The organism is Rhizobium sp. RM, assembly GCF_013390595.1.
Classification (GTDB): Bacteria; Pseudomonadota; Alphaproteobacteria; order Rhizobiales; family Rhizobiaceae; genus Agrobacterium.
On record NZ_JACAWV010000024.1, the window covers coordinates 120459 to 144562 of the forward strand.

The 24104-nt window shown below is 54.2% G+C and carries 18 protein-coding genes and 2 pseudogenes; 11 read left to right on the forward strand and 9 right to left on the reverse strand.

All coding sequences use genetic code 11. The features are described from left to right. Nucleotides 1-106: 106 nt before the first annotated feature. The 6 genes from HWX89_RS25120 (at nucleotide 107) to HWX89_RS25145 (ending at nucleotide 12236) form a co-directional block, all read left to right on the forward strand. Entirely contained in the window at nucleotides 107-1783 is a 1677-nt protein-coding gene (locus tag HWX89_RS25120) for an FAD/NAD(P)-binding protein (RefSeq protein ID WP_138792996.1), read from the forward strand. After that, complete coding sequence (locus tag HWX89_RS25125; RefSeq protein ID WP_138792995.1) at nucleotides 1783-2601, forward strand: MOSC domain-containing protein; 819 nt, start codon at nucleotides 1783-1785, stop codon at nucleotides 2599-2601. Before HWX89_RS25120 ends, HWX89_RS25125 begins: the two co-directional genes overlap by 1 nt. Before the next feature lie 576 nt (nucleotides 2602-3177). Next, a complete protein-coding gene (locus HWX89_RS25130; RefSeq protein WP_246705291.1) occupies nucleotides 3178-4332 on the forward strand; it encodes a glycosyltransferase in 1155 nt (384 codons plus the stop codon). Between the two features lie 92 nt (nucleotides 4333-4424). After that, the gene (gene glf, locus HWX89_RS25135) at nucleotides 4425-6779 is read left to right on the forward strand and encodes a UDP-galactopyranose mutase (protein ID WP_502707621.1); all 2355 of its coding nucleotides are present in this window, start codon (nucleotides 4425-4427) and stop codon (nucleotides 6777-6779) included. Further along, complete coding sequence (locus tag HWX89_RS25140; protein WP_246705292.1) at nucleotides 6763-9999, forward strand: glycosyltransferase; 3237 nt, start codon at nucleotides 6763-6765, stop codon at nucleotides 9997-9999. Before glf ends, HWX89_RS25140 begins: the two co-directional genes overlap by 17 nt. Beyond that, the gene (locus tag HWX89_RS25145; RefSeq protein ID WP_138792994.1) at nucleotides 9996-12236 is read left to right on the forward strand and encodes a glycosyltransferase; all 2241 of its coding nucleotides are present in this window, start codon (nucleotides 9996-9998) and stop codon (nucleotides 12234-12236) included. The genes HWX89_RS25140 and HWX89_RS25145 overlap by 4 nt, the downstream gene beginning before the upstream one ends. A gap of 66 nt (nucleotides 12237-12302) precedes the next feature. Here HWX89_RS25145 and HWX89_RS25150 read toward each other — a convergent pair whose 3' ends face one another. After that, nucleotides 12303-12707, reverse strand: a complete 405-nt coding sequence (locus HWX89_RS25150) for a hypothetical protein (protein WP_138792993.1) — start codon at nucleotides 12705-12707, stop codon at nucleotides 12303-12305. 210 nt (nucleotides 12708-12917) lie between these two features. Between HWX89_RS25150 and HWX89_RS25155 the strand changes: the two genes are divergently transcribed. After that, a complete protein-coding gene (locus HWX89_RS25155; protein WP_138792992.1) occupies nucleotides 12918-13160 on the forward strand; it encodes a DUF6894 family protein in 243 nt (80 codons plus the stop codon). 385 nt (nucleotides 13161-13545) lie between these two features. Continuing rightward, nucleotides 13546-14061: a DUF2934 domain-containing protein gene (locus HWX89_RS25160; protein ID WP_138792991.1), complete on the forward strand. Its 516-nt coding sequence runs from the start codon at nucleotides 13546-13548 to the stop codon at nucleotides 14059-14061. A 363-nt stretch (nucleotides 14062-14424) separates the two neighbouring features. On the opposite strand, the gene HWX89_RS25165 is transcribed toward HWX89_RS25160, so the two are convergent. From HWX89_RS25165 to HWX89_RS25195, 6 genes are all read right to left on the reverse strand, one after another. Next, a complete protein-coding gene (locus HWX89_RS25165; protein WP_138792990.1) occupies nucleotides 14425-14628 on the reverse strand; it encodes a hypothetical protein in 204 nt (67 codons plus the stop codon). 1022 nt (nucleotides 14629-15650) lie between these two features. Further along, a complete protein-coding gene (locus HWX89_RS25175; RefSeq protein WP_138792989.1) occupies nucleotides 15651-16160 on the reverse strand; it encodes an MgtC/SapB family protein in 510 nt (169 codons plus the stop codon). Nucleotides 16161-16314: 154 nt separating this feature from the next. Beyond that, nucleotides 16315-18462 carry a catalase gene (gene katE, locus HWX89_RS25180; RefSeq protein WP_138792988.1) on the reverse strand — a complete coding sequence of 716 codons (2148 nt, stop codon included), beginning with the start codon at nucleotides 18460-18462 and terminating at the stop codon, nucleotides 16315-16317. Nucleotides 18463-18557: 95 nt separating this feature from the next. After that, nucleotides 18558-19064 carry a YciE/YciF ferroxidase family protein gene (locus HWX89_RS25185; protein WP_138792987.1) on the reverse strand — a complete coding sequence of 169 codons (507 nt, stop codon included), beginning with the start codon at nucleotides 19062-19064 and terminating at the stop codon, nucleotides 18558-18560. Between the two features lie 459 nt (nucleotides 19065-19523). Then, complete coding sequence (locus tag HWX89_RS25190; protein WP_138792986.1) at nucleotides 19524-21332, reverse strand: YbhB/YbcL family Raf kinase inhibitor-like protein; 1809 nt, start codon at nucleotides 21330-21332, stop codon at nucleotides 19524-19526. Nucleotides 21333-21405: 73 nt separating this feature from the next. Then, nucleotides 21406-21969: an alpha/beta hydrolase fold domain-containing protein gene (locus HWX89_RS25195; RefSeq protein WP_138792985.1), complete on the reverse strand. Its 564-nt coding sequence runs from the start codon at nucleotides 21967-21969 to the stop codon at nucleotides 21406-21408. Nucleotides 21970-22213: 244 nt separating this feature from the next. On the opposite strand from HWX89_RS25195, the gene HWX89_RS25200 reads away from it, so the two are divergent. Continuing rightward, on the forward strand, nucleotides 22214-22678 hold the full coding sequence (locus HWX89_RS25200) for a sigma-70 family RNA polymerase sigma factor (RefSeq protein ID WP_246705293.1): 465 nt from the start codon (nucleotides 22214-22216) through the stop codon (nucleotides 22676-22678). Between the two features lie 14 nt (nucleotides 22679-22692). On the opposite strand, the gene HWX89_RS25205 is transcribed toward HWX89_RS25200, so the two are convergent. Both HWX89_RS25205 and HWX89_RS26355 read right to left on the reverse strand, forming a co-directional pair. Further along, nucleotides 22693-23085 carry a response regulator gene (locus HWX89_RS25205; protein WP_138793085.1) on the reverse strand — a complete coding sequence of 131 codons (393 nt, stop codon included), beginning with the start codon at nucleotides 23083-23085 and terminating at the stop codon, nucleotides 22693-22695. A gap of 315 nt (nucleotides 23086-23400) precedes the next feature. After that, the gene (locus HWX89_RS26355) at nucleotides 23401-23613 is read right to left on the reverse strand and encodes a hypothetical protein (protein ID WP_246705294.1); all 213 of its coding nucleotides are present in this window, start codon (nucleotides 23611-23613) and stop codon (nucleotides 23401-23403) included. 45 nt (nucleotides 23614-23658) lie between these two features. On the opposite strand from HWX89_RS26355, the pseudogene HWX89_RS26360 reads away from it, so the two are divergent. Then, nucleotides 23659-23754, forward strand: a pseudogene (locus HWX89_RS26360) (response regulator); the annotation flags it as partial. Beyond that, a pseudogene (locus HWX89_RS26365) lies at nucleotides 23754-24033 on the forward strand (MBL fold metallo-hydrolase); the annotation flags it as partial. The pseudogenes HWX89_RS26360 and HWX89_RS26365, both read left to right, overlap by 1 nt. Between the last annotated feature and the right edge of the window lie 71 nt (nucleotides 24034-24104).

Genomic DNA, 24104 nt, shown 5'->3' on the forward strand with positions numbered 1-24104 from the left:
TTTTGTGTCGGCACGGAATCGTACAGAGCGTTGTCACGTGGGAACGTAAAGCTATTCTGCCCGTTTATCCCGGCCATTGAGTGAGAGCTTTCGTGTGGAGTTATAGATGAATTGCAGAGTTTGCATTATTGGTTCAGGTCCAACCGGAATTTATACTCTGAAAAGCCTCATTGAATGTCCTGCCGCATTGGAAATTATAGTGTATGAGGCAGAGCAAACCGCCGGAAAGGGTACGCCATACCTCCCCGATGCCAACGATCCTGTTATGCTGTCCAACATTCCAAGTATCGAGATACCACTTCTCAAGGAGACTCTCGTGGATTGGCTCCACCGTCAGGATGACGGCTATTTGTCCCGATTTTCGATATTGCGGCGATACATCAATGAACGCGAATTTTATCCGAGGCTCGTTCTCGGCGACTACTTTCAAGACCAGTTTGTTCAACTTCTCGCACAGGGGAAGCGAAATGGACACGAAATAGAGGTATATCCCGGTCACCGCGTCGTCGATATAGAACTCCAAACTGATAGCATTCGAGTTCGAGTAGCAACACCTGATGAAAGCTTTGACTCGATTTTCCATCACGTGGTCATGGCAACCGGACATAACTGGCCCAAAAAAACGGAGGTCAGATCTGGTTTCTTTTCATCACCGTGGCCAGCTGCAGCGCTTCGACACGGGTGCCATGGTCGGTTAGGTGTTTTAGGTACGTCACTCAGCGCGATTGATGCGCTGTTAACAGTTGCAGCATGTAAAGGGTCATTTATCTTAGACGATACCGGCATCCTGCAATACGTTTCAAAATCTGAAAACACGGATTTTTCGGCAGTTATGCTATCTCGCAAGGGCTTGCTACCTGAAGCTGACTTCTATTGCCCCCTGCCCTATCAGGAGCCACGGGTTTGTACGAAGAAGGCCGTTGAAAAGGAAATCGCTGCGGGAGTGTCAGGCCTGCTTGATCGACTCTTCGACTTGTTCAGTCAGGAAATCCAAGCTTGCGATCCTGACTATGCGACGCAGATCGGCCTTGGAAGTTTGTCGGTCGATACATTCGCAGACGCCTACTTCAGCAACCGCTCGGCCAGCGATCCGTTCGTTTGGGCGGCGGAAAATCTGGCGGAGGCGGAAATTAACTTTAAGCGACGTTTCACGGTCCCGTGGCGCTATGCGATACTCATCACGCACGAGATCATCGAATTGGCAGTTCCCCATTTTGATACGATGGATCTGCAGCGCTTCAACCGCTCTTTCAAAAGTATCTTTATTGACGATTACGCGACCGTACCACATCTTTCGATCAGGCGGCTCTTAGCGCTTCGAAATGCTAACCGACTGACCATCAAAAAGCTTGGTGACAACTACGACATCGGATTCGATGGACTTCTAAATGGCGCTAGGATCACCACTGCGGGCGATGAGGAAATCTTCGACACATTTATCGATGCAACAGGACAAACGAGTTTATCGGCACATGAACTTCCTTTTCCGACACTGGTAGAACAGCGTGGTGTTCACGTCGCCGACAATCCAACTTCGGTTACGATCCTGGCAGACGACGACGACATCCAACGGCGAGAGACTGGCGGTATAGCGCTAGACGAGCGATTTAGACCGCGCGGAAATATTCTCTGGTCGAACCGACTGTACTGTGTCGCGATCCCGTTCCTGCTACACAGGCACCCGTTCGTGCAAGGCGTTACAAGTGCTGCGATGTTGGGGAAGACCGCCGCGGGCGCCATACTGGAGGATGTCTCTACCTCAATCGAGCTTTTGGCAAGCTAATGCCAGGCTGGAACAGTGCTAACCATCAGGCGTTGAAGTCCAATGATTACGTTGGAAAAATAGCGGAGATTTGGCGCTACCCTGTGAGTTCGCTTGGCGGTGAGCGGTGTGGCGCTAGTGCAATCGAAATCGGCGGGATAAGTGGTGACCGTCAGTACACATTATTCGATCCAGAGACGGGAGTGGCAGCGGCGCCAGAAAAAGAAGTAAAATGGAGACCGGCTCTTTTTTTAAGTAGCACGCTCTCCAGCGGCACAACCAGAATTCACTTTCCGAACGGGCGGGAGTTTGAAGTGGGAAGTCCGAATTTAGGCCCTGCGCTGGAGGCGCATTTTGGCTTTGAAGTCGCGATTGGTCGCAATGACCAGAAAAATAGTGACGACCCTCGTCTGCCTCTGGTTGCAAACAGATACAATGTAGCGCCGCTCCACCTTGTCACGACGTCGTCACTTTTAAAACTCGCTCAGATCTCTCCGGAAACAACAATTGATCGGCGCCGGTTCCGACCCAATCTCGTAGTCGAAACGGGGCCTTCGGCGGAGTTTGTTGAAACGCAATGGGTCGGCGCAACACTGCAGTTGCGCGAGGTGTTAATGGAGGTATCCGAGCCGACGAAGCGCTGCGGCATGACGTTGGTCAGCCAACCTTCCCTCCCAGAGCAGGCCGATGTGTTGCGCAGCATCGTCAGGCATAATCAACGAAATTTCGGAATTTATTGTAACGTCATCTCGCCGGGTGAAATCAACGTCGGTGCCGCTATCTCTATTACCAATATCCCTGCGTGTCCGAACACCTGCGGCGTTCAAAGGATTTGCTGAGAAAAATTTAGCCATGTAGCATCAGACAGGACTAATTTCCTGCGGCCTCGAGTAGGCGGACTGCTGTGCCGGTGGTCATTGCTCTTGTAGATCAAGGCTTCATCGGACTTCAGGAGAGGTGCGCAGCCGGATTGATGACCATCACGCGCGTGGTATATCCGGGCAAATAGATGCGTCGCCCCCGGCCCGGATATTGAAATACACGCGTCTAACCGTCTTGAACGCTCAACTTAGGCCGAAGCCATAACGCAGCCATTGCCTCATGTCGAGCTTGCATAAATTCGGTCTTGTCGCCGGCAAGGCTTAATGCTCAAAACAGGCCGTTGCGGCCATCGCCCGCATACCAAACATTCGGCGTACATCCCGCGTGTGGAGACGAGACAGGATGAGGTCACCAACAGCCTGGGTCACAAATCTACGTTCATACAGCTCTCAAACGGAAATCCAGGCGCTTGGTTATCTTCGCTGCCAGATCCATGCCCGTGTCTACTTTTAATGTCATAACAAAGCTCGGGAACCAACTGCTCTATCACTAGTTCGCGAATGGAAGATCAACTCTGAGTCGTGAGCACAGCCATGAACGCCAGTTTGCATAACGGTAAGGAGATGGTCGTAGTAATAAGCGATTTTCAGGATGGCATCGAAGAATTTGAAGCGATCCCATCGGTAGACTGGTTTCGCGATCAATGGCTTTCCGGCGCACGTGGAGCGCCGCCCCACAAGTTACAATCGGTTCGACCGATCGAGGTTGTCGGGGGCTACTTAGACCGGTTGCCACTCTCGCTTTTAAAATCCGGTATAGTGTCGCATGCGGAAATCTGGAGCCATTGGAGAGGCACAAACCCTCCGATCGAATCCGTCCATTCGGGCGTCGCCATCCGACGTCGAGCCTTCCGGATGAACGGCCCTTCGGCCCCTTTTTCCTCCAACGATATGTTGGGCTTTATTGCAGCGTTTGGCCCTCCATCTATTCTGTGCGTCTGGGGCTTGGGTGTTGATGAAAGCATTCTGAAAGTGTGTGATACAAGTTTTAAGATTTACAACTCCATCGACGTTCCAGCTCTTCGTGTTCCGCCAGACGTTAGCCGTCACTTCGATCTAGTTTTGACTGGTGCTGATTGGCAATCCGACGAGGTGTTAGCGCGGCATCCGTCTATGCTGACAGCTGTAATGCCGATAGGCCCAGAGTTTGCGTCGGACATGACGTTTCGCCCGCTGGGTCTTCAGAAACATTATGACATCATCTACGTGGCTGCCGCTCAGGCTTACAAGCGTCACGACATACTTTTTGCAGCCCTCGCGAGATTGCCCCGTTCGCTCCGAACATTGTGCGTTTGTGGCTATGGGGAGATGGCGGATGATTTGCACCGTAAGGTTCAAGAACTTGGTCTCACGGTTGACTTCGTGGATCCACCCGGCCTGTCGTTCGAAGGCGTTAACCGCACCATGAATATGGCTAAGATGGGTGTGGTATGTGGTATTGACGACGGCGCGCCAGCGATACTGACCGAATACATGCTCGCCGGCATTCCCGTGCTTGCCAACAGTCACCTTCGGTGTGGGCTGCAATACATTACCCCAGAAACGGGAATGACCGCCTCTCCTGAGAATTTTCATGAAGGAATAAGACAGGTTCTAAACCGTCTCGACCACTTCCAACCAAGAAGCACAGTGTTGCGTCATTGGACTTGGCGGCACAGCGTCCAGAGGCTTCAAGAGCTTCTGAATTAATCTTAAGCTATCTACCGCTCGCTCGGGAACTTGGTCGCACAAGCGTTGTTCGATGAACGGCCGCTTCGAAGCGGTGAGCTTTGAGGTGTTCCATGAACATTACGAGATCCCTTTCGGATGCTATTCGCATTCCGTCGGCGTCAGAGACGCCGCTAATCTGTTTTTCGCATCTTCGTTGGGATTTTGTGTTGCAACGGCCACAGCATCTCATGGAGCGCTTCGCAAAAACGCGGCAGGTGTTTTTCTTCGAAGAGTACATTCCGACTCAACACCATCTCGCCTATTTAGAAATACACCCATTCGAGGGAACCAGCGTCAAAGCAGTTCGCCCACGGATACCAGATCATTGGACCCCAGAAGATCGTGAAATGGCGTTAGGTCGCCTCCTCGACGACTTGCTCGAATTGATTGGGTGTCGAAAACCGATCCTGTGGTTTTACACGCCAATGATGTTCGGCTTTGCGAGACATCTTGATGCGGCGGCGGTCATCTATGACTGCATGGATGAGTTGGCGAACTTCAAACTAGCCCCCTCGAATATGAAGTCGGCCGAACAAGCCTTGATGGCGAGAGCAGATGTCGTATTCACGGGAGGTATCAGCCTTTATGAAGCCAAAAGGGCGAGACACGACAACATACATGCCTTTCCATCCGGAGTAGACGTTCCTCATTTCCGCGCGGCGCGTGGTCACCTCGTGCAACCGCACGATCAAATTCCTGTTCCCTCGCCGCGGTTGGGCTATTACGGCGTTATCGATGAACGCCTAGACCTGGAACTCTTAGAGGCGATTGCTCTGGCCCGGCCCGACTGGTCGTTCATACTGATTGGACCTGTCGTAAAAATCTCACCGGACGATTTGCCCCGTCACCCAAATATCCACTATCTGGGCCAGAAGGATTACGACGAACTCCCTAGCTATCTATTCGGTTGGGACGTCGCACTAATGCCTTTTGCACTCAATGAGGCAACCCGCTTCATCAGCCCGACCAAGACCCCCGAATATCTCGCAGCCGGTTGTCCGGTCGTCAGCACTCCAATCAAAGATGTGGTGCGCGGTTACGGCGAGGTGCCCGGAGTGTTCATTGCAGGCAATAGCGATGACTTTTTGAGCGCCTGCGAGGGCGCGTTGCGATTGACTGAGAGTGCCTTGGAATGGCTGCGGCCAGTCGATGACATTCTGTCCCGTTCATCCTGGGACAGCACGTTTGAGGCAATGTCATTCGAACTTGAGAAGGCATTGGCACGCCCGGAAACACGCGACGCAATATTTCGACCAAAGGCGCCAGTCGAGCGCTCAGAGCGGCTCAAAGCGTATGATTACCTGATCGTGGGCGCAGGATTTGCTGGTGCCGTGCTGGCCGAACGGTTGGCTCAAGGGGCCGGAAAAAGAGTTCTCGTTTGTGACCGTCGACCGCACATCGGCGGAAATGCATATGACCACTACGACGCCGCGGGTATACTGGTTCACAAGTATGGTCCCCATATTTTCCACACGAACAGCGAAGAGATTTTTTCTTACCTCTCACGTTTCACGGCGTGGCGACCGTACGAGCACCGCGTACTTGCTCAGGTAGGCGATGTGAGGGTTCCTATTCCAATTAATAGAACAACACTGAATACATTGTACGGTCTTGATCTCCGCGACGACGAAGCCGCGTCTGCATTCCTGGCAAGCCGCGCAGAACCTTGTGACGCCATTCTCACGTCAAAGGATGTGGTCGTCTCGCAAGTGGGCTCAGACCTGTATCAAACGTTCTTCGAAGGTTACACGCGCAAGCAATGGGGCCTCGATCCTTCCGAGTTAGACCGTTCAGTAACATCCAGGATCCCGACGAGGACCAACCTGGACGACAGATACTTTCTCGACAGCTTCCAGGCGATGCCGCTCGAGGGTTACACCAGACTGTTTGAGAGGCTGCTCGACCATCACAACATTGAGGTAGTGCTCGAGACAGACTTCGCGGACTTAAAACATGCTTCTCTTGCCAAACACACCGTCTTTACCGGACCGATTGATGAATACTTTGGATATTGTTTCGGGCGACTGCCGTACCGAAGCCTCGAGTTCCGCCACGAAACACTCGACCTTCGGCGACTGTTTCCTGTCGCAGTTATCAATTATCCCTCCGACAAACTCCCATACACGAGGATCACAGAGTACAAACATCTGACTGGCCAAGTCCATCCGAAGACCAGCATCAGTTACGAGTTTGCGTGCGCCGAAGGTGACCCTTATTATCCTATTCCAAGGCCGGAAAACCACGCGCTCTACAAGCAGTACGAAGCCTTGGCGCGCCAACAAAATGACGTGACATTCGTGGGACGGCTCGCGACCTACAAGTACTACAACATGGATCAGGTAGTCGGTCAGGCTTTATCCGCCTTTCGGCGGCTTTGTCGGATACATGCCTTGTCGGGAGCCTTGGACGATGCTGTTCGCGACTAAGAAACCGCGCATCGTTCTGGCAACCGATAGCCTGGAACCCTCCGGTATGGGAGAGCACATGGTTGTGCTCGGAACGTCGCTCTCAGATAGCTGGGATGTTACGATTTCGCTGATGTTCGAGGACAGGGCATACCTGCTTGCTCGGGCGGTCCAGCATGGCCTCGCTGTCAAACTATGTCACTCTTACGGGGAATTCCATGATTGGCTTTCAAGGTCGGACACCGATCTCCTACACATTCACGCAGGGATTGGGTGGGAAGGCCATGATCTGGCAAAAACTCTTAAAGACATTCCCATCGTCAGGACTGAACACCTTCCGTACTTGCTGACTGAACCATCGCAGCAGGAAAGATTCCGGTCGGAAACGAAGTACCTTTCGCATCACATTGTTGTCTCGAGTTCCTCAAAGGACAGTTACGAGCCTTATATCGAGCCCGCACGTCTGACGGTCATCGAAAACGGTATTCCTCCCCTCTTCGCGACGTTAACGCGGGAACAAGCAAAGCGGGATTTGGGGCTGGACGACAAAATCGTGCTCGTCACGGTGGCTCGATTCTCACCGCAGAAAGATCATTCGACCCTTCTAAAGGCACTTCCGGAGGTTTTAAGCGACGTGCCAGGGGTGGTTCTTCTTCTGGTGGGATCCGGCGAGGAAGAGACAAACGCGATCAAACTGGCAGGCGACTTGGGAATTGAAGAACACACTCGTTTCTTGGGACAGAGAGCGGATGTGTCCAACATAGTCAACGCTGCCGATCTCTTCGTTTTGCCATCGCTTTTTGAGGGTCTTCCTCTCGCCGTCCTAGAGGCTATGTCGCTCGGGATTCCTGTCGTTGCAACGCGGGTCGCTGGCAGTGTTGATGCGCTTGGCGGGAACCACGAATTTTTTGCAGAACCCGGGTCCCCCGCGTCTCTCGCAGCAGTCATCAGGATGGCACTGGCAGACCCTGATCATCGGCTCCAAGCAGGCAAAATGGGATGGCGACGCTACCAGGAAAGATTTTCCGCGGGTCGGATGGCTACGCAAACAAGCAAAATCTATTCGAGAATTCTGAAGGGTCGCTCACAGAAGGATAACGTCATGCAGAAAACGCATCTTGCCTTTATCGGCGTTGGTGGCATTGCACAACGGCACCTCGACATCCTTGCGGACTTTAGCGACGTCAAGCTTGTCGGCTTTGCTGATGTCGACCTAGAGCGGGCGCAAAAGTCCGCAATAAGGTTCGGTGCAAGAGCGTTCGGGAATCACCGTGACATGCTTGATGCGCTACAGCCAGACGCCGTTTATGTCTGTATACCACCGTTTGCTCACGGCGACATCGAGCGCGAGCTTGTCGAACGAGATATTCCCTTTTTTGTGGAAAAACCGGTGTCGATCGACATTGAAACCGCCACGGATATAGCTGACGCCGTCACACGAAAAGGGCTGGTCACCGCAGTCGGATATCACTGGCGTTATTTGGATACTGTAGAAGAAGCGCGGAAGCTTCTGGCTGAGAATCCCGCTCAACTCCTCTCCGGCTATTGGCTCGATTCCACCCCCCCACCTAAATGGTGGTGGGACGAAACAATGTCTGGTGGGCAGATGGTTGAACAGGCGACGCATCTGCTGGATCTAATTCGATTTCTCTCAGGAGAGGTGTCGCAGGTTTACGGCCGAGTTGGATACAAGGAACGAAGCGAGTTCCCTGGTTTTAATGGTCCGACGGTTACGACGGCAAACCTCACGATGAAATCGGGCGCGGTCGCAAATGTGTCCTCGACATGCCTACTCGACTGGAACCACCGGGTGGGACTTCATATCTTCGCTGATCGTCTCGCGATTGAACTGACTGACAAGGACATCATGGTTGATGTCGGACAGGGCCGTCCTGTCCGGGGCGCAGAAGGGGACCCCGTCTGGCGAGAAGATCGTGACTTTATCGACGCGGTGCGGGGTGCGGAGAACAACATTCGGTGCCCCTACAGCGAAGCTGTCGCAACGCATCAGCTGGCGCTCGCCGTCATCTCGTCGGCTCGAAGCGGCAGTCCGGTTCGTATAGAAGCACCAGTGGAAAAAATGCGCGAGCCGGGGCCTTTGCGATACGAGCCCAAAGTCGAGGTCCCTCTGCAACCATTACCACCCGGTCACAGGATGATACGATCACTGGGCGTCGAAGCGCCTGGGAGGGCGTTTTATTTCGACTACGAAGAGACGCCACCAATCGATGGGCAGGCGCGCCTTGAAACCCTCTATTCAGGGTTTTCAGCCGGTACCGAACTTACCTTTATTAAAAATACCAATCCCTATTTTCACTCACGCTTCGATGCAGATCGCGGGGTTTTCATCAAGAATGAGCCAGGTCTTCAGTATCCGGTGCCATTCTTGGGGTACATGGAGGTAGCACGCGTTGCTCAGTCGCAAACGACGGCACTCGCAGAAGGACAACTCGTTGCTTCGACATACGGACATAAAACCGGCCATACAGCAGACCCGTCCCAAGAACTTCTCGTAAAGCTGCCGAAGGTTCTCGACCCTATTTTGGGTGTCTTCGTAGCCCAGATGGGTCCAATCGCAGCTAACGGAATCCTTCATGCGGATGCGGAAGCCTTTGGTTCCAACGTGCAGCATCTCGGCGCCGGGATAGCCGGTCGTCGTATCATTGTGATTGGGGCCGGCACTGTGGGGATGCTGATCGCGCTATTCGCGCGTGAACTGGGGGCATCAGAGGTGCTCGTCGCGGATCCGTCCGAGTTCAGACGTTCGATAGCAGGCAAACTGGAAATCACCGGGATGAGCGAGGATGATGTTTGGGAGCATGCCAAATCAGTCTGGCACAACGGTGCGGCAGACCGAGGCGCTGATCTCGTTTTTCAGACGCGCGCCCACGCAAAGAGCCTCCAAACCGCCTTGAAAGCTCTGCGCCCCCAAGGGACAGTGGTAGATCTTGCGTTTTATCAAAACGGTGCGGATTACCTGAGACTTGGCGAGGAGTTCCATCATAGTGGCCTCAACATAAGGTGCGCGCAGATTAACCGCGTCCCGCGCGGCCTCGCACCGCATTGGAACCGTCAAAGACTTTCCAACGCGACGCTCGATCTACTCTCTGTCCAAGGCGAACGTATCCGAGACCACATGATTACACATATAATTCCTCTGGAAGATGCAGCAGAATTTGTTGCCTCACTGTCCTGCCAGAGAACCGAATTCCTACAGATCGTCTTCAAGGTGAGCGAATGACCGCCCAACCCTATCCGACAAAGATACTGTTCGTCTTTGCCTGGCTCGTGATCGGAGGGGAGGAGACCGAAGTAAGGCTTTTGGCCGAAAAGCTACACAAAAGCCGATATCACCTCGACGTTGTGGTGTGTTTCCACAAAGAGGGCATGCCCGTTCAAACACTTGATCAACTCCGAGCTCAGGGGGTGGATGTTGATACGGCGCCATACTCACTTTCGTTTGAGGATACGGTGTCATATCTCGCAAACAAGATCTCTGGATACGATGTCGTGGTATCCTGTCAAAATGTTGCAGATATTTACCCCGCACTTGAGCGGCTCTACTTGCGGCCTCCCCTTATCGAGCACGGCGGCCTCGTGTCGGAGGCTTTGGCCGGACCAAAGCATTTTACATCGCGATACGTTGGCGTATGCCGCTCGATAAGAGACGCTGCAGCGTCTCACATGGAAGGAAGGGAACACGATGCCATCGAAATTCCTTCAATGGTAGATTTGTCTGCTTTCGATCCCTCGCATCGAATACCTATGCGCCGATCACTTCATATCTCAGATGACCAGGTAGCAATTGGCTGGGTGGGGCGGCTCGATCCCAAAAAGAATGTCGTTGATTTCATCAATGCTGCGGCGATTGTTGCGCAAAGGGATCGACGTGCGAGGTTCATCATAGTCGGAGGACCTGACGCCTTTTTCCCCGAATATGAAACCGAACTTAGAACACTGGTCGAGCACCTCGGACTCTCAAGCGTTTTCCAATTTCTTGGCGACCGACCAGATGTTCCCCACATCCTTGCGGCGTTTGATGTTTTCGTGTGGCTGTCTCGAGGTGAAGGCATGCCACATGTTATAGCCGAGGCGGGGGCGGCGGGTTTGCCTGTCATCGCAACGCCAGATAACGGCGTTTTGCAGCAGCTCGAGGACGGTGTTTCAGGCCTTTTCATCCCTTACGATGATCCTACTGCACTCGCTGAAAAGATTATGCTTCTAACGACTTCAAGCGAGCGGCGACAATCGCTTGGCGCTGCATTGCGGAGAAGGGTCGTGGAAAACTATTCCGCAGACGTCGTGGCAATGAAGTGGCAGCATTTATTCGATCAAGTTGTCGCAGAACGACGGCCAGCAGGTCCAACTGGATTGTTCAGATCTTATCTCCAAGGTGGTTTTGAATGCTCTACACATCGTCTACGGCCAAACGAAGACCATCCTCTGGGCAGGCGCCTGGACGTGATTGCTAGCGTAGATCACCATATAAATGCCGAGCACGATTATAGGCAACTCGGCGAATACGGGATACGCACGGTGCGAGACGGTTTCCGCTGGCATCTGATCGATGACGCTGGAAACTACGACTGGAGCAGCGTTCGCCCTATGCTAAGGGCAGCAAAAGACACCAAAACTCAGGTCATTTGGGACTTGATGCATTATGGATGGCCAGACGATATCAATATCTGGTCACCCCGATTTGTCGATCGGTTTACGAGCTACGCCGCAGCTTGTGCACGCCTCGTTCGTGAGGAAAGCGATGAAATCGCGTTTTATTGCCCTGTAAATGAAATCTCTTTTTTCGCGTGGGCGGGTGGAGACGCGGGTTATCTAAATCCCTTTGGCAACGGTCGAGGTTTCGAACTAAAGGTGCAGCTGGCGCGAGCTGCGATCAGCGCCATGCACGCCATACGTCAGATCGACCCTACCGCACGCTTCGTTCACTGCGAGCCGGTCATCAATGTGGTTTCCGACCGATCGCGTCCGTCGGACGCGTCTGTTGCGGAAGGTCATCGCCAGTCGCAGTTTCAGGCATGGGATCTTATTGCTGGCAGGATGTGGCCACAGATCGGTGGCGATGAAAGTTTTCTCGATATCGTCGGCGTAAATTACTACTTCAACAACCAGTGGATACATGGTGGTCCACCCATCGATTTCGGGCACTCGCAGTACAAGCCACTGAGCAGAATTCTGATTGAAACCTTTGCAAGGTACGGCAAGCCAATCTTTATCGCCGAGACAGGAATAGAGGGCGAGCGTCGGCTTCCTTGGTTTATGTACGTAGATTCGGAGGCAAAGATTGCAATGCGGTCCGGTGTGCCACTTGAGGGAATTTGTCTTTATCCCGTCGTCAATCATCCCGGTTGGGATGATGATCGCCACTGTGAGAACGGGCTGTTATCCACACGGCAAACCGCAACCCGTCGCGAAGCTTATAAACCTTTGGCGGAGATGTTGCGGCAACGCTCACGCGCTTGAGGCTTTGTGCCTGAGAGATATCGTCAGTTGGAAATTTGCAATATCCGCAGAGAACACGCGCGCGGATTATTTTCGAGAGCCCAGAACGAAACCTGCCAGCAAACCCAAGGCCAGTGTCTTCAAGGGATGGGTCTTAAGAAAATTCATTGCGTTATCCATCGCTGCTTGTTTTTTCGCTACGGCGACCCTGGTAGACGCCGCCAAAACTTCTGTCACACTTTCGTGCAATCGCGTCATCTCTCCTCTGATCGCCGCGAGTTCTTCATCTGGGGCGGGGCTTGAGTGAATAAGGGCATCTTTTTCCTTTAAGCCTGCCAATGCGACGTCAACTAGCGGAGCCTCATCGTCCAGACTACCGCAGAGATCCTCATAAGTATTGTTCGACTTCTTAATGTAGCTTTTAGCCTGATTTTCCTGGTTTTTGACGTCCGGAGTATTCGGGTTTGACAGTCCTGATTTCGGCGGCTCCATAGATCCCTCCTCTGGCTGACGACAAGGCTTCTGCCGAACTGGAGAACCTGACTATGGTTCCTGAATCCAAAAGAAATTTCTCTCTTTCAGCCGGTCTCCCGTGGCGAACCTAGCATGCGGATTGTGAAAATCTTTCCAGCAACCAACCAGACCGACACTGCGTTGAAACCTTCACTTCCGCTTATGCGTTGCTTTCAACTGGAGGAAATCATGCCCACCTACACCTTCCGCACGACTGATCAAACCGGAGGACCTCCTGTCGAGATGCGATATGATTTTCCCGATGACGAAGCGGCAAAACTTGAGGCAAAAACAGCGTTGACGGAAATGTCGCAAGACGGGCTCCCCTTCAACGATGAGAAACGGATAGTGATTACCGTACTTGATGAGCGCGACAACTGTGTTGTGGAGTTTCGTCTTATCCTTGAGGAATTCTCGAGCTCTGGACGTTAACCTCGAGCTGCATAAGAACTCAGCGGACTGATAGCCAGTTACAAATGACGTGAAGGATCACCTCCCTAGCGATCAGCGGAGGATACCGGTCGTATTCTTCACAGCGTACCTCAACAATCGATGTGTTCCGCACGACGAAAAGTATATTCGGCGTTTGGCATATGGCTGCGGCATAAAGTGGCGTCGTACTGGGACTGCTTCAGCAATAAGTACGTGGCGAGAGCTTGTAAGTGAGTTTCGGAGAGCTGCTCAAAACCAAAGGGATCATCATCGCATTAGTCAAACTTTTCAACCGGGATCCTTACTCACTTACTGCCTTTGATTGCCTACTCGCGGAACAAATAGGTCCTTGTTCAGTTCTGGGTCGCGAACGGAGGCATTGAATATGGACCATCAAGTGTATGACTGGATCAGCCGGCGAGCCCACGAGATCTGGCAAAATGAAGGTTTCCCGAATGGGCGCGATCGGGAGCATTGGTCTCGTGCAGTGGATGACTGGCAGCTCTCCAGTGAGGAGAAGCGATCGTCGGATGTCCCAGTCAATTCGTCTCGAAAGGTCCTGGTAGTCGACGACGAACCTCTTATTCGTTTCGCAACGGTAGATGCACTCGAGGAGGCCGGGTTCAGTGTGCTGGAAGCCGCTAACGCAGATGAAGCGATTGTTCTTTTAAACACAGCACAGATTGATGCGGCCGTCATCGACGTGAACATGCCTGGTTCGATCGACGGACTCGGCTTGGTTGATCGGTTGCGAAAAACCTACCCAAATACGCGGGTTCTAGTTACCTCGGGCCACGTGCATCTTGGTCCTTTCGACCTTGCAAGCGGTGTGTCTTTCATTCCAAAACCTTACGACCACCAAGCGCTTATAAGAATGTTGAACCCGTTGATCACCGAGTAGTAAATTGCCGTCGAGTGTTTCTGATAGTCGCGCGAAGCTTTCTGTTGATAGACCGTTATTCTGAGCTCTCGACTGAAGTGTTGTTGTTATCTTCAGGACACTCGACCCGGGCTTACACCGGCGAGAAAGAAAAGTGCTACGATAACTGCGGCTACGAAAATCAGCAGCACATAGGCAAGCATTCCTTCCCATGTTCGATGTTGACCCCGGAAGTCACCATCATCGATGCCGATGGGGGAGCACTTCGGATCGTGCTTTTCACTGACCGGCCGATTTTGATCATCTTCTGGCCGAATGCTTTCGCGCGCACGAGCATTTTCTATTCTCTAACTAAGGTTGACCTCCTCGCCCGCTTGATAACGTTCAGGCGCCAGCAAAAATCCCGCTCGTCATCACAGCTTCGAGGACGACCCCGAGTGAGAAAAGTGCGCTTGATAGCAAAGCGCTGATACCTGCTGGTCGTTCAAAGGAATAGTTGTAACCGATAACATTGACGAGACCTGCAGCAATCCAGCTTACAAGGCCGGCCACGCCGACCAAAGCGGGTATTCCAGAACCGATGGGCATTTTGATAATCCTTTCGCTCAGATGTGCGCCGCGATGGCAATGCAAAATCAATAGGCTCGCCAAACCTAGAGAATATAAAATCGTTCCTACCTTTCCCGGTTTAACGTCGACAGTTGCTCGTGAACCCTTGGCAAGGGAACATCCCAGAGTGCGAATGCGACAGATAAGGCCGATTGAAACGTCCCTTTTTGATCGGAACCAGCGCAGATACCAAGGGTAGGCAGGCTCAAGAAAAAGCTACCCGGTCGTGTCCTAAATTGGAGCATTGCGATCGTACGAGCGTACGAGGCGATTTGGAGGATTACGAAAATTGAAATCACGAACTCCAAAGATGGTATTCCGGGCACCACCGATCAGTCACCCCGTTAGGAGGGACCGGAAGAGAACTTATATGCCTGCAAAGGATGATCCAGATTTCGCCGAAGATGCCGTGGACGAAACGGACAGCAATCCGCTAAAGACCGTGGTCAGCCACGCTCTGAAACAAAAGGGCTAAACGTAGTCTAGTTCGATCATCTCTTTTCGCTGCTTGAGTTATTCCCACTCGATTATCGACTTTTGCGCATCGTCTCGCGCTCGATTTTCACCAAAACACTTCTCAACCTAGCAATCTTTACAGCGTTTTCTGCGACAGAATCTTTCTCAAGCCAGCGAGATGCTCAATACGGACGTCGTCCGTTTCGGTCAATTTCGTGGCCAGCGGGCCGCCCGACCCAAATGCTCCGAGAATAGCGAGTACGATAATCAGTGAAAAAAAGCACCCCACGAAATCCGCTCGATTGTCCAGAAGTGCTCCTGAAATCGGCGGTGCTCGTCCAGCTGAAGACTATCGTCTCGGATGGGCGGTTGTTCCAGAGTACTCATGGTCTACTCCTCAACAAAGATGGTCACCGTCAAACGCACTCTCGGCCGAATAGTTGCGGATGGTAGGCCAACGCTCACCTATTCCAGCTGTACTTCCAACCCTGACAGGGTGCAGCTCTGGTCTCAGAACTTGTGCCGCCAAAGGGGCTCTCGTCCTTTTAGCTGGCCTCTTGTTCTGGCGTCTCCGTCATTCCCGTTTGGGGCACGGTTGTTGGCGCGAAGCTCTCGTTCGATTCTGACTTCAAGTTGGTCAAGAACCGCAGCGTGGCAAAGGTCACAATCGAAAGAACGATCGCGGTATCATAAGAACCAAGACCAACAGCAACGCCTATTGCGCCTGTCGCCCAGATACTCGCTGCTGTTGCTGTACCCTTAGTCCCGAGCTTGCCGACAAGGATGGCTCCACCGCCAATAAAGCCTACACCATTGATCAGCCCCTCGACTACCCGAGCGGTCGCTTCAGCATTGCCCAGCGTTATAGTCTCTGCCGCTTGTATAAAGCCACAGGATGCAATGGCGACAAGCGGAAATGTACGGATGCCCGCGCTGCGTTCGTTTTGCTCTCGGTCCCATCCGATCGGAAGTGCGAGAATATAGGCAATCGAAAGGGCCACGATGTGTGGGATGATATCGAGCTCCTGGCTTATGGAGACCAGCCAATTGTTCACGCTTCTTCCTTTTTGAATGTCTCGACGCAACAACGCCAGGTGGAATGGAAACCAGTGTTTGAATAGTCCTTACAGAGGGGTCCGATCGTTTTCGTTGACGAAGCCCGCTGTAAGGTTAACCCGGGGAGGTTTTTCTATCGCCTCGGATCCTTTGTCACTCGAGGGGCGGAGAGGCCTTTCCAAGCTTGACCGAGGGCTCGCGGCCCCAGACGCGCAGTTTCCCGAGCTTGGAAACAAACGCCGCAAGGCCATCGTCGCCCGGCAGGGCGATCACGCCCTCGTCAAGTGCATCCGCGATACCTGCCTTTGCCAGAAGGGGCATCGCCGCCGCGTTGTACCCAATGAACTTGCAGTGCTGAAAAGCATCCGCCACGAAATCCCGTGCCGTCGCTTCCTTGACGAGATCGTTGATCGCTTCCTCCGAGGCAAAGACGGCGACCGCATCAAACAGGACTGACGGTCCGCCGTCGATCATGTGGTTGCCCACGATCAGGCTGCCGTCCGATGCCTCGACGCCGCCTACCTTCGGTGCAATCAGTTCGACGATGCCCTTTTCCTTGATCACGGCGTCGGTGAGGCCCCTGAGCAGCTTCGCGTCTACCCCGTCCGTGATGAGAATTCCAAGCTTTCGACCCTCGAAGCGCTTTGGTCCGCGTTCAACGATGCTGAGCGCTGGCGAGGGTTCGAGGTCTTGCCGCGTCGGCATCGCTGCATCCGCCGGTTTGGGCATCTCCCGAATGCCGAGCTTTTCGGCAACGGTGGTGGCGAGCGTCTCGTCGATGTTCAGGAGGTGAGAGACCATCCGTTCGCGTATTGCCGGGATTTCGACCTTACTGAGTTCGAAGGTCAGCGCCGACGCGATGTGGCGCTGCTCGGCGCCCGTCTGGCTGATATAAAATTGCCGAGCCTGGCTATAGTGGTCGGCAAAGCTCTCAGGCCGCATGCGGACCTTCTGTCCCTGTTCCTCAGCGGCGAAGTGGCGGTAGCCACGCGTCGGAGACTCCCTTGGTCCTTCGCCATGCGAGTTCGGCTGATAGTTCGCTCGGCCAACCGGATTGCGCATCGCCATATGACCATCCTGTTGGAAATGCGCGAAGGGACACTTGGGTGCGTTGATGGGCAGATGCGTGAAGTTCGGTCCGCCCAACCGCTTCAACTGAGTGTCGAGGTAGGAGAAGTTGCGGCCCTGCAAGAGCGGGTCGTTGCTGAAATCGATGCCGGGCGGTACGTTCTGGGTCATGAACGCGACCTGCTCGGTTTCGGCAAAAAAGTTGTCCGGCATGCGATTAAGCACCAAGCGCCCGATCGGCTGTGGCGGCAAGATCTCTTCCGGAATGATCTTGGTCGGATCGAGCACGTCGAAGTCGAACCTGTCGGCAAATTCCTGATCAAACAGCTGGACCTGCAGCTCCCACTCCGGAAAATTGCCGGACTGGATCGCCTGCCAGAGGTCGCGACGATGGAAATCGGGGTCGGCGCCGTTGATCTTGACAGCCTCGTTCCAGGCGACCGACTGCAAGCCGAGCTTGGGTTTCCAGTGGAATTTGACGAAGGTGGACTCGTCCTTCGCGTTCACGAAACGGAAGGTGTGAACGCCGAAACCCTCCATGAATCGAAACGAGCGGGGGATCGTACGGTCCGACATGATCCACATGACCATGTTCATGCTTTCAGGTGTCAGGCTGATAAAGTCCCAAAAGTTGTCGTGTGCCGTCTGCGCCTGCGGAAAGGCGCGGTCCGGTTCCTGCTTGGCCGCATGCACCAAGTCGGGGAACTTGATCGCATCCTGAATGAAAAAGACCGGAATGTTGTTGCCGACGAGATCCCAATTGCCCTCCTGCGTGTAAATCTTCACAGCGAATCCCCGCACGTCGCGGGCAAGATCCGCCGAGCCCTTGTTGCCTGCAACTGTCGAGAACCGCACGAATGCAGGTGTCTTTTCGCCAGCACGCTGGAAGACATCGGCCTTGGTATAGGCGGCCAGAGATTCATAAGTCTCGAAGTAACCGTGCGCGCCGTAGCCGCGCGCATGAACCACGCGTTCGGGAATCCGCTCGTGATCGAAGTGAAATATCTTCTCGCGAAAATGAAAGTCGTCGACCAGAAGCGGGCCGCGCGGGCCGACACGAAGCGAGTTCAGGTCGTCGGCCACCGGGCCGCCCTGAGCGGTGGTCAGCACGGGAGTTTCGCCGTCTGCGAGCTGATGCAATTCGCCGCCAGCGCCCCGATACACCTTCTGGTCATGGACCGTAACGCTATCCAGGTTCGGGGCTTGTGAGCCGTTCGAGATTTTCTTTGCCATTTCGCTCTCCTCAGATTTTTGACGTCGCTTCCTCCAGAAGCGCTTTCAAGCAGAAAGGCCGCCTGATCGGCGGCCTCATGTTCGGCAAGATTGGGTCAACCGGCTTTCTTCTGGGTGCCCTTGGCATTTGCTGAGGCTTCGCCCAGCGCGGTCAGCTTCTGATCGGTTGCAATCTCTTCCTGCAGGTTGGCGTCCAGAAGGCTAACGGCTTCATCGAGGCCAAGCTGCTTTGCCCAGGACTTGAGCGTCCCGTAGCGGGCAATTTCATAATGCTCGACCGCCTGTGCGGACGAAATCAGGCCGGCATCGAGTGCAGCCGTGCCTTTGTATTCCTCCATAATCTCTTCTCCCTCGGCAATAATCCCCTGGATCGCTTCGCAGGTCTTACCGCGCGCCGACTTACCAAGGAGTTCAAACACCTGCTCGAGCCGCTCGATCTGACCTTGTGTTTCGTCGCGATGCTGGAGGAAGCCGGCCTTGCCTTCTTCCGACTGCGCCGCCCGCGCCATTTTGGGCAATGCCTTGAGGATCTGTTTTTCGGCAAAGTAGATGTCTTTCAGGGTATCGAGGAAGAGATCGTTGAGCGTCTTTTCGCCAGCCATTCCTAAGTTCCTTTCGGGTTTTGGATATCGGGACTCACGAACCTGTGAGCGTGGCAGAAGTTCCAGGGTCGCGGTGGGGGGAATCTTTTTTTGTCATGTTCGGGCGGAAGCTTGGAAACAGACGAGAACCCTGCCAATCGCATCGGTAGCAATGTCGTCTGGCGGTGAGAGGGAGCTACGGCGGGATGCCTAATGATCTGGGGAGCCAGGTTCGGACATTTTGCGAAGCTGCTTGGCCAGCGTTTCAGCAGGGGCCGCCGCCCGACATCAGCTTGTTCTTCCACCCCGCGACGATGTCGCCCTCGCCACCCTGGCGACAAAACCAGGATCTTCCTTATCTGCCTGGCGACCGACGTATCTAGCATGTCGGCACGCGCGAAGAATTCTGTATCGGTCGCGCTCTCGCAGCGGATGTCGTGCTTGCCATGCCAGGTCATTGCCTTCATGGTCTTGATCCTTTTACTTCGCAGCTGTCTTGCGTTCGAACGTGCCAACGATCTGGCCTTCACCGAGCACGTGCGCCTCCATCGCCTTCAACACGGCGTCACGCTTGGCGCCGGGCTCGAGGCCGAGGGTTTCGGTATCAAGGGCGAAGACCTGGAAATGATAATGATGCGCCGGATCGCCGATAGGCGGCTTGGGTCCGGTGTAGCCGATCGAGCCCATGCTGTTGGCCCCCTGCTTCATCCCCTTCGGTTCCTGCAGAATGGGCGTTCCGGGAATACCTTCGCGCAACTTCGTTGTTGCGGCGGGAATGTCATAGGCAAGCCAGTGCGTGAATGGCTTTGGCTTCGCCGCATCGGGGTCATCGGAGATGATCACGAACGATTTCGTGCCCTTAGGCGCGCCGCTCCACTCGATCGCCGGCGAGGCATTGTCGCCGTCCGCGGCATATTGCAACGGGATCGGTCCGTCCTTGTCGAAAGGAGATTTCACCGCAATCGCATCGCTGTTTTTCGCATCGACCAGATCGATGGCGATCTTGGACGCCGGCATGTCGTTTACGACATTGGGAATGGTGCCGACATCCGCAGACTGTTCCGTTGCAGCACTGCTGTAGGAAACCTTGTAGATCGTTCCGTTGCTGTCTTCGGCGACGAAAAGCGACCCGTCCTTGCCAACGGCCACGCCCGTCGGGCGTCCAAGATAACCGTATTTGCCGTTTTCCTGCTGCAGCAGGAATCCTTCGAGAAATTTCTCGAAGCCGACCGGCTTGCCGTTCTCAAAATTGACCCGGACGATCTCGTAGCCGCTCGGCGGACGGCGATTCCAGGAGCCTCGCATGGCAATGAAAGCATCGCCCTGATATTCCGGCGGGAAAGCCTTTCCCTCATAGAACGCCATTTGCATCGGCGCGCTGTGGGCGGTGTAGCCGAGGACCGGTTCGGTCGATTGTTTGGCCCAATCCTCCAGTGTGATGCCCTCCGGCGGATCCATGCGGGGGTTCAGTCCGCTCATGCCGTAGACGTAGGGCCAACCGTATTTTTTGCCCTGCTCGATCCGATTCAATTCCTCTACCTGGACCTCGTCGCCCAGCCAGTCGATGCCGTGATCCATGCCGTATAGAGCACCCGTTGTCGGCTCCCAGTCGAAACCGATCGTGTTGCGCAGGCCGCTGGCGAAGATCGACCGTGCTGCCCCATCCTTGCGTGACCTCAGCACCGTCGCATTTTCCGAATTGTCATCCTGGCATTCGTTGCAGGTGCTGCCCGAGCCGATATAGAGCATGCCGTCGGGGCCGATGCCTAGTGTGCGGTTGGCATGCTGCCCAGCGTCCGGCAGATCGTTGATGATCCGTTTCAACGGTCCGAATGTTCCGTCTAACTTCACGTCGGCGGTGTAGACATCGTGGATCGTGACGAGGAAGACCTGGTTGCCGTCGAAGGCAATGCCATGCATGCCGGGGCGGCTTGCAACGGTAACAGCGCCATCGGCCTTGCCGTCGCCGTCATCATCCTTGAGCATGATGACGTCACCAACGGATCGGCGCGTGGCATAGACAATACCCTTGTCGGAGACCGCCAGCATGCGCGGATTGATCAGGTCGCGGGCGAAGACCTCGACCCTGAAGCCTTCTGGTGCCTTAATCAGATCGGTCAGTTTGGCGTCGTCTTTCACCTGAAGCTTTTCCGGTTCCAGGATCGAGCCCTGGATGACGACATCGGAAGCGCGGCCCAATTCTCCCCTGACCTGAGCGGAACACATCGACGGCAGCAACAAGGCTGAAGCGGAGACAGACAACAAAAGCGCATGCAGATGGATGTTCATGGGACCTCCCGGACCACTGGAATAAAAGGAATAGCCCGGCCGATGGGAAGGGGCGTCGTCCCGGGACCTCGGCTCAGTCAACTGCGAGCAGCTTCATCTCCTGTTCCTTGGCTATGACGGCGACGTTGCCACCGGCACTTTCGCCAGCCAGGGCTATTCTTTTGGCTCCGTGGTCCGGCGCATTACGGTATTCGACAGAAACGACGATCGCGTTAGGGCCCATGGCCAGAGTACGCGGCGCGCCGTCGTAGACGTTGATGTTGGCCACGACCCACCCGCCGCCGTGATAGTAGACGACGACAGTGAACGGACCGCTCCGACCGGTGATAAAGACCCGAACGGCAAGACCACCTGCTAGCGAAGGGATGGTCACGTCCTTGGTGTTTACCTGCGCCTGCGGATTGGACGAATTCCATTGGAGGACCTTGGCTGCGTCCGCCGGGCTTGCCTGCGTGCGCGCTTTCGGAACGGTCAATGTTGAGAAGGGCTTTGCCTTGGGCGCGCGGAGCTTGTCGAGGGCTGCCTGCATCTCAAGGGTTGGTTTGGCCATCTCCTGGGCGAAGACTTGAGTTGCGGTTGTGCTTGCTACGATCAGCGCAATCGAAGCCAACCTATGACGTCCGTGAAGCAAATTCATACGAGATCCTCGTAATGGGAGCCCCTCGAACAGACCTCCAATTCCGAAGTTCCAGAAAGCTTGTAACTTTTTCGATCGCGCCTTTTTTCCCTAGAATTCGGAGACCGAGACTACCAGTGCTGCCCCAGAACCATCCGTACGGAAGCGTACAATTAGAACGCCGGTCGGAACGTATAGGTCGTCTACCCGTTTGCCCGCTTGGGAGGGCTTATCAATGCTCAACTGCCAAGACCAACGACAGAATATGGAAAAAGAGCTGGTCAGCTATATACCAGCACTTCAAAAATTCGGGCGGCGCTTTCATACGTCTGCAGGCGACGTCGATGACCTCGTTCAGGAAACAATCGTGAAGGCTCTGGCGAACCTTGATAAGTATGAGCCGGGAACAAGGCTGAAATCGTGGCTATTCACGATCATGCGTAACACGTTCTGCACGAAATTCGGACTATCCAAGCGAGAACATGTGGGCTTCGGCGACGACTGCGCCATACTGCCCTCGGTGCAACCAACCCAGGAATGGACAGTGCGTGGACATGAACTGGAAGCCGCTATCGAAAAGCTTCCTGTTCATTATCGAGAGGCGATCGATATCGTATTTCTCCAAGGGGTGAGTTACGAGGCTGCAGCAGAAAACTTTAAATGCCCGATAGGCACGGTTAAGAGCCGGGTAAACAGGGCAAGAGAAATCCTGATCCGACAGCTAAGCTAGTCCACAGCTCTCGTCTATTGCGGTTCATCAAGCCCGCCGTTGGCGAAAAGCGCGCGGGCTATTTTACCTAGTTCGGTAGGCTTCTCGCACAATGTGAAACCTGAAAACTTCTCGGGCACGACATTTGGATCATACCCGGTGGCAAACACAAATGGGATGTCCAGTTCGTCGAGTCTCTCCGCAACCGGAAAAACAAGCTCGTCGCCGAGATGAACGTCCAGAATAGCTCCGTCGATCTTGCGGCTAGAGATCAGCTCCAGAGCGTCGTCGACGTGAGCAACTGGACCGACGACTTCAGCCTTCAGGGCAATGAGCTGCCTGCGCGTCTCATCGGCGAGAAAGTACTCGTCTTCGACGATGAGGATGCGTTTTCCGTTTAATAGATGAAGGTAATTTTTCGAATGCACCGCTGAATTCCAAAAGGGAAAATGCTGGTCCTTATAGCCGCCCAAGCGCTGCTATCACCACCTCATGATCATAGGGCTTTGGGAAGAATTGGCTAGCGGCTAATCGCGTCGGTAGTTCGTTTTGTTGGTGGCCTGTCGCGAAGATTGCTCTGCCAAGAACACCTGACCCGGTTTTGGAAACGATCTCTAACGTGATTTTACTTAGTCAGTGACGCTCATGAAAGGGGCACCAGTTATTTCACCTTTTCGAATTTCACGTATTCGCTCACGATAATAACTAAATAGCTTCTAGAAGTCACATGCACCCGCTCGCCCTCAAGCGTCGGCGACTCCATCCGCAGAGGTTTGAGCGGCGGTGGCGAGGTCCATCTCGAGATAAGGCGGCTGAACGGGCACTTCTTGATCCGGGTCGTCGACAGCGTTTCGCCAGTGGAAGTGGACAAAGAGGAGGCCGCGTTCAGCCGGAAGATGCTGGAGGCCTGTCTCCTGCAACTTCGTTCCAAGATCGACCGGAAGATCATCGGTCACAAAACAGACGCGCCACCTTGTCCGTAAAGGACTGTAAGATTTGCCTTGAATATTTTGACTGTCGAGGACGAAGTCCTGCTGGCGATGGAACTGGAAAGCGAAATGGAGGATGCCGGCCATCATGTCGTCGGGACGGCCGCTGGGAAGTGCCGGTATACGCCCATCCACTGGAATTTCCATACCTGAACGGACAATCCTCCTACCCTCCGGCCGACGCATTTGTCGGCGGTGGCGCAATGGCTTTGATGTCGCCGCTCTTTCCGCGCTCACCCGTAGATGTAAGCATATGGTTGACGTTGTTGCCACCTGATCAGAGCGTACCTGAAATGCCCGGTTGGCGCTGGCTACATACTCCCGGCCATGCCCCGGGGCACCATCTCCCTTTGGCGCGAGAGCGATCGGGCACTTATTGCAGGGGAAGTAGGCACCCCTAGGCGCAAGTGTGACGGATCATAAAGTTGCAACTCACTCTTTGCGATCGACGTTATTCG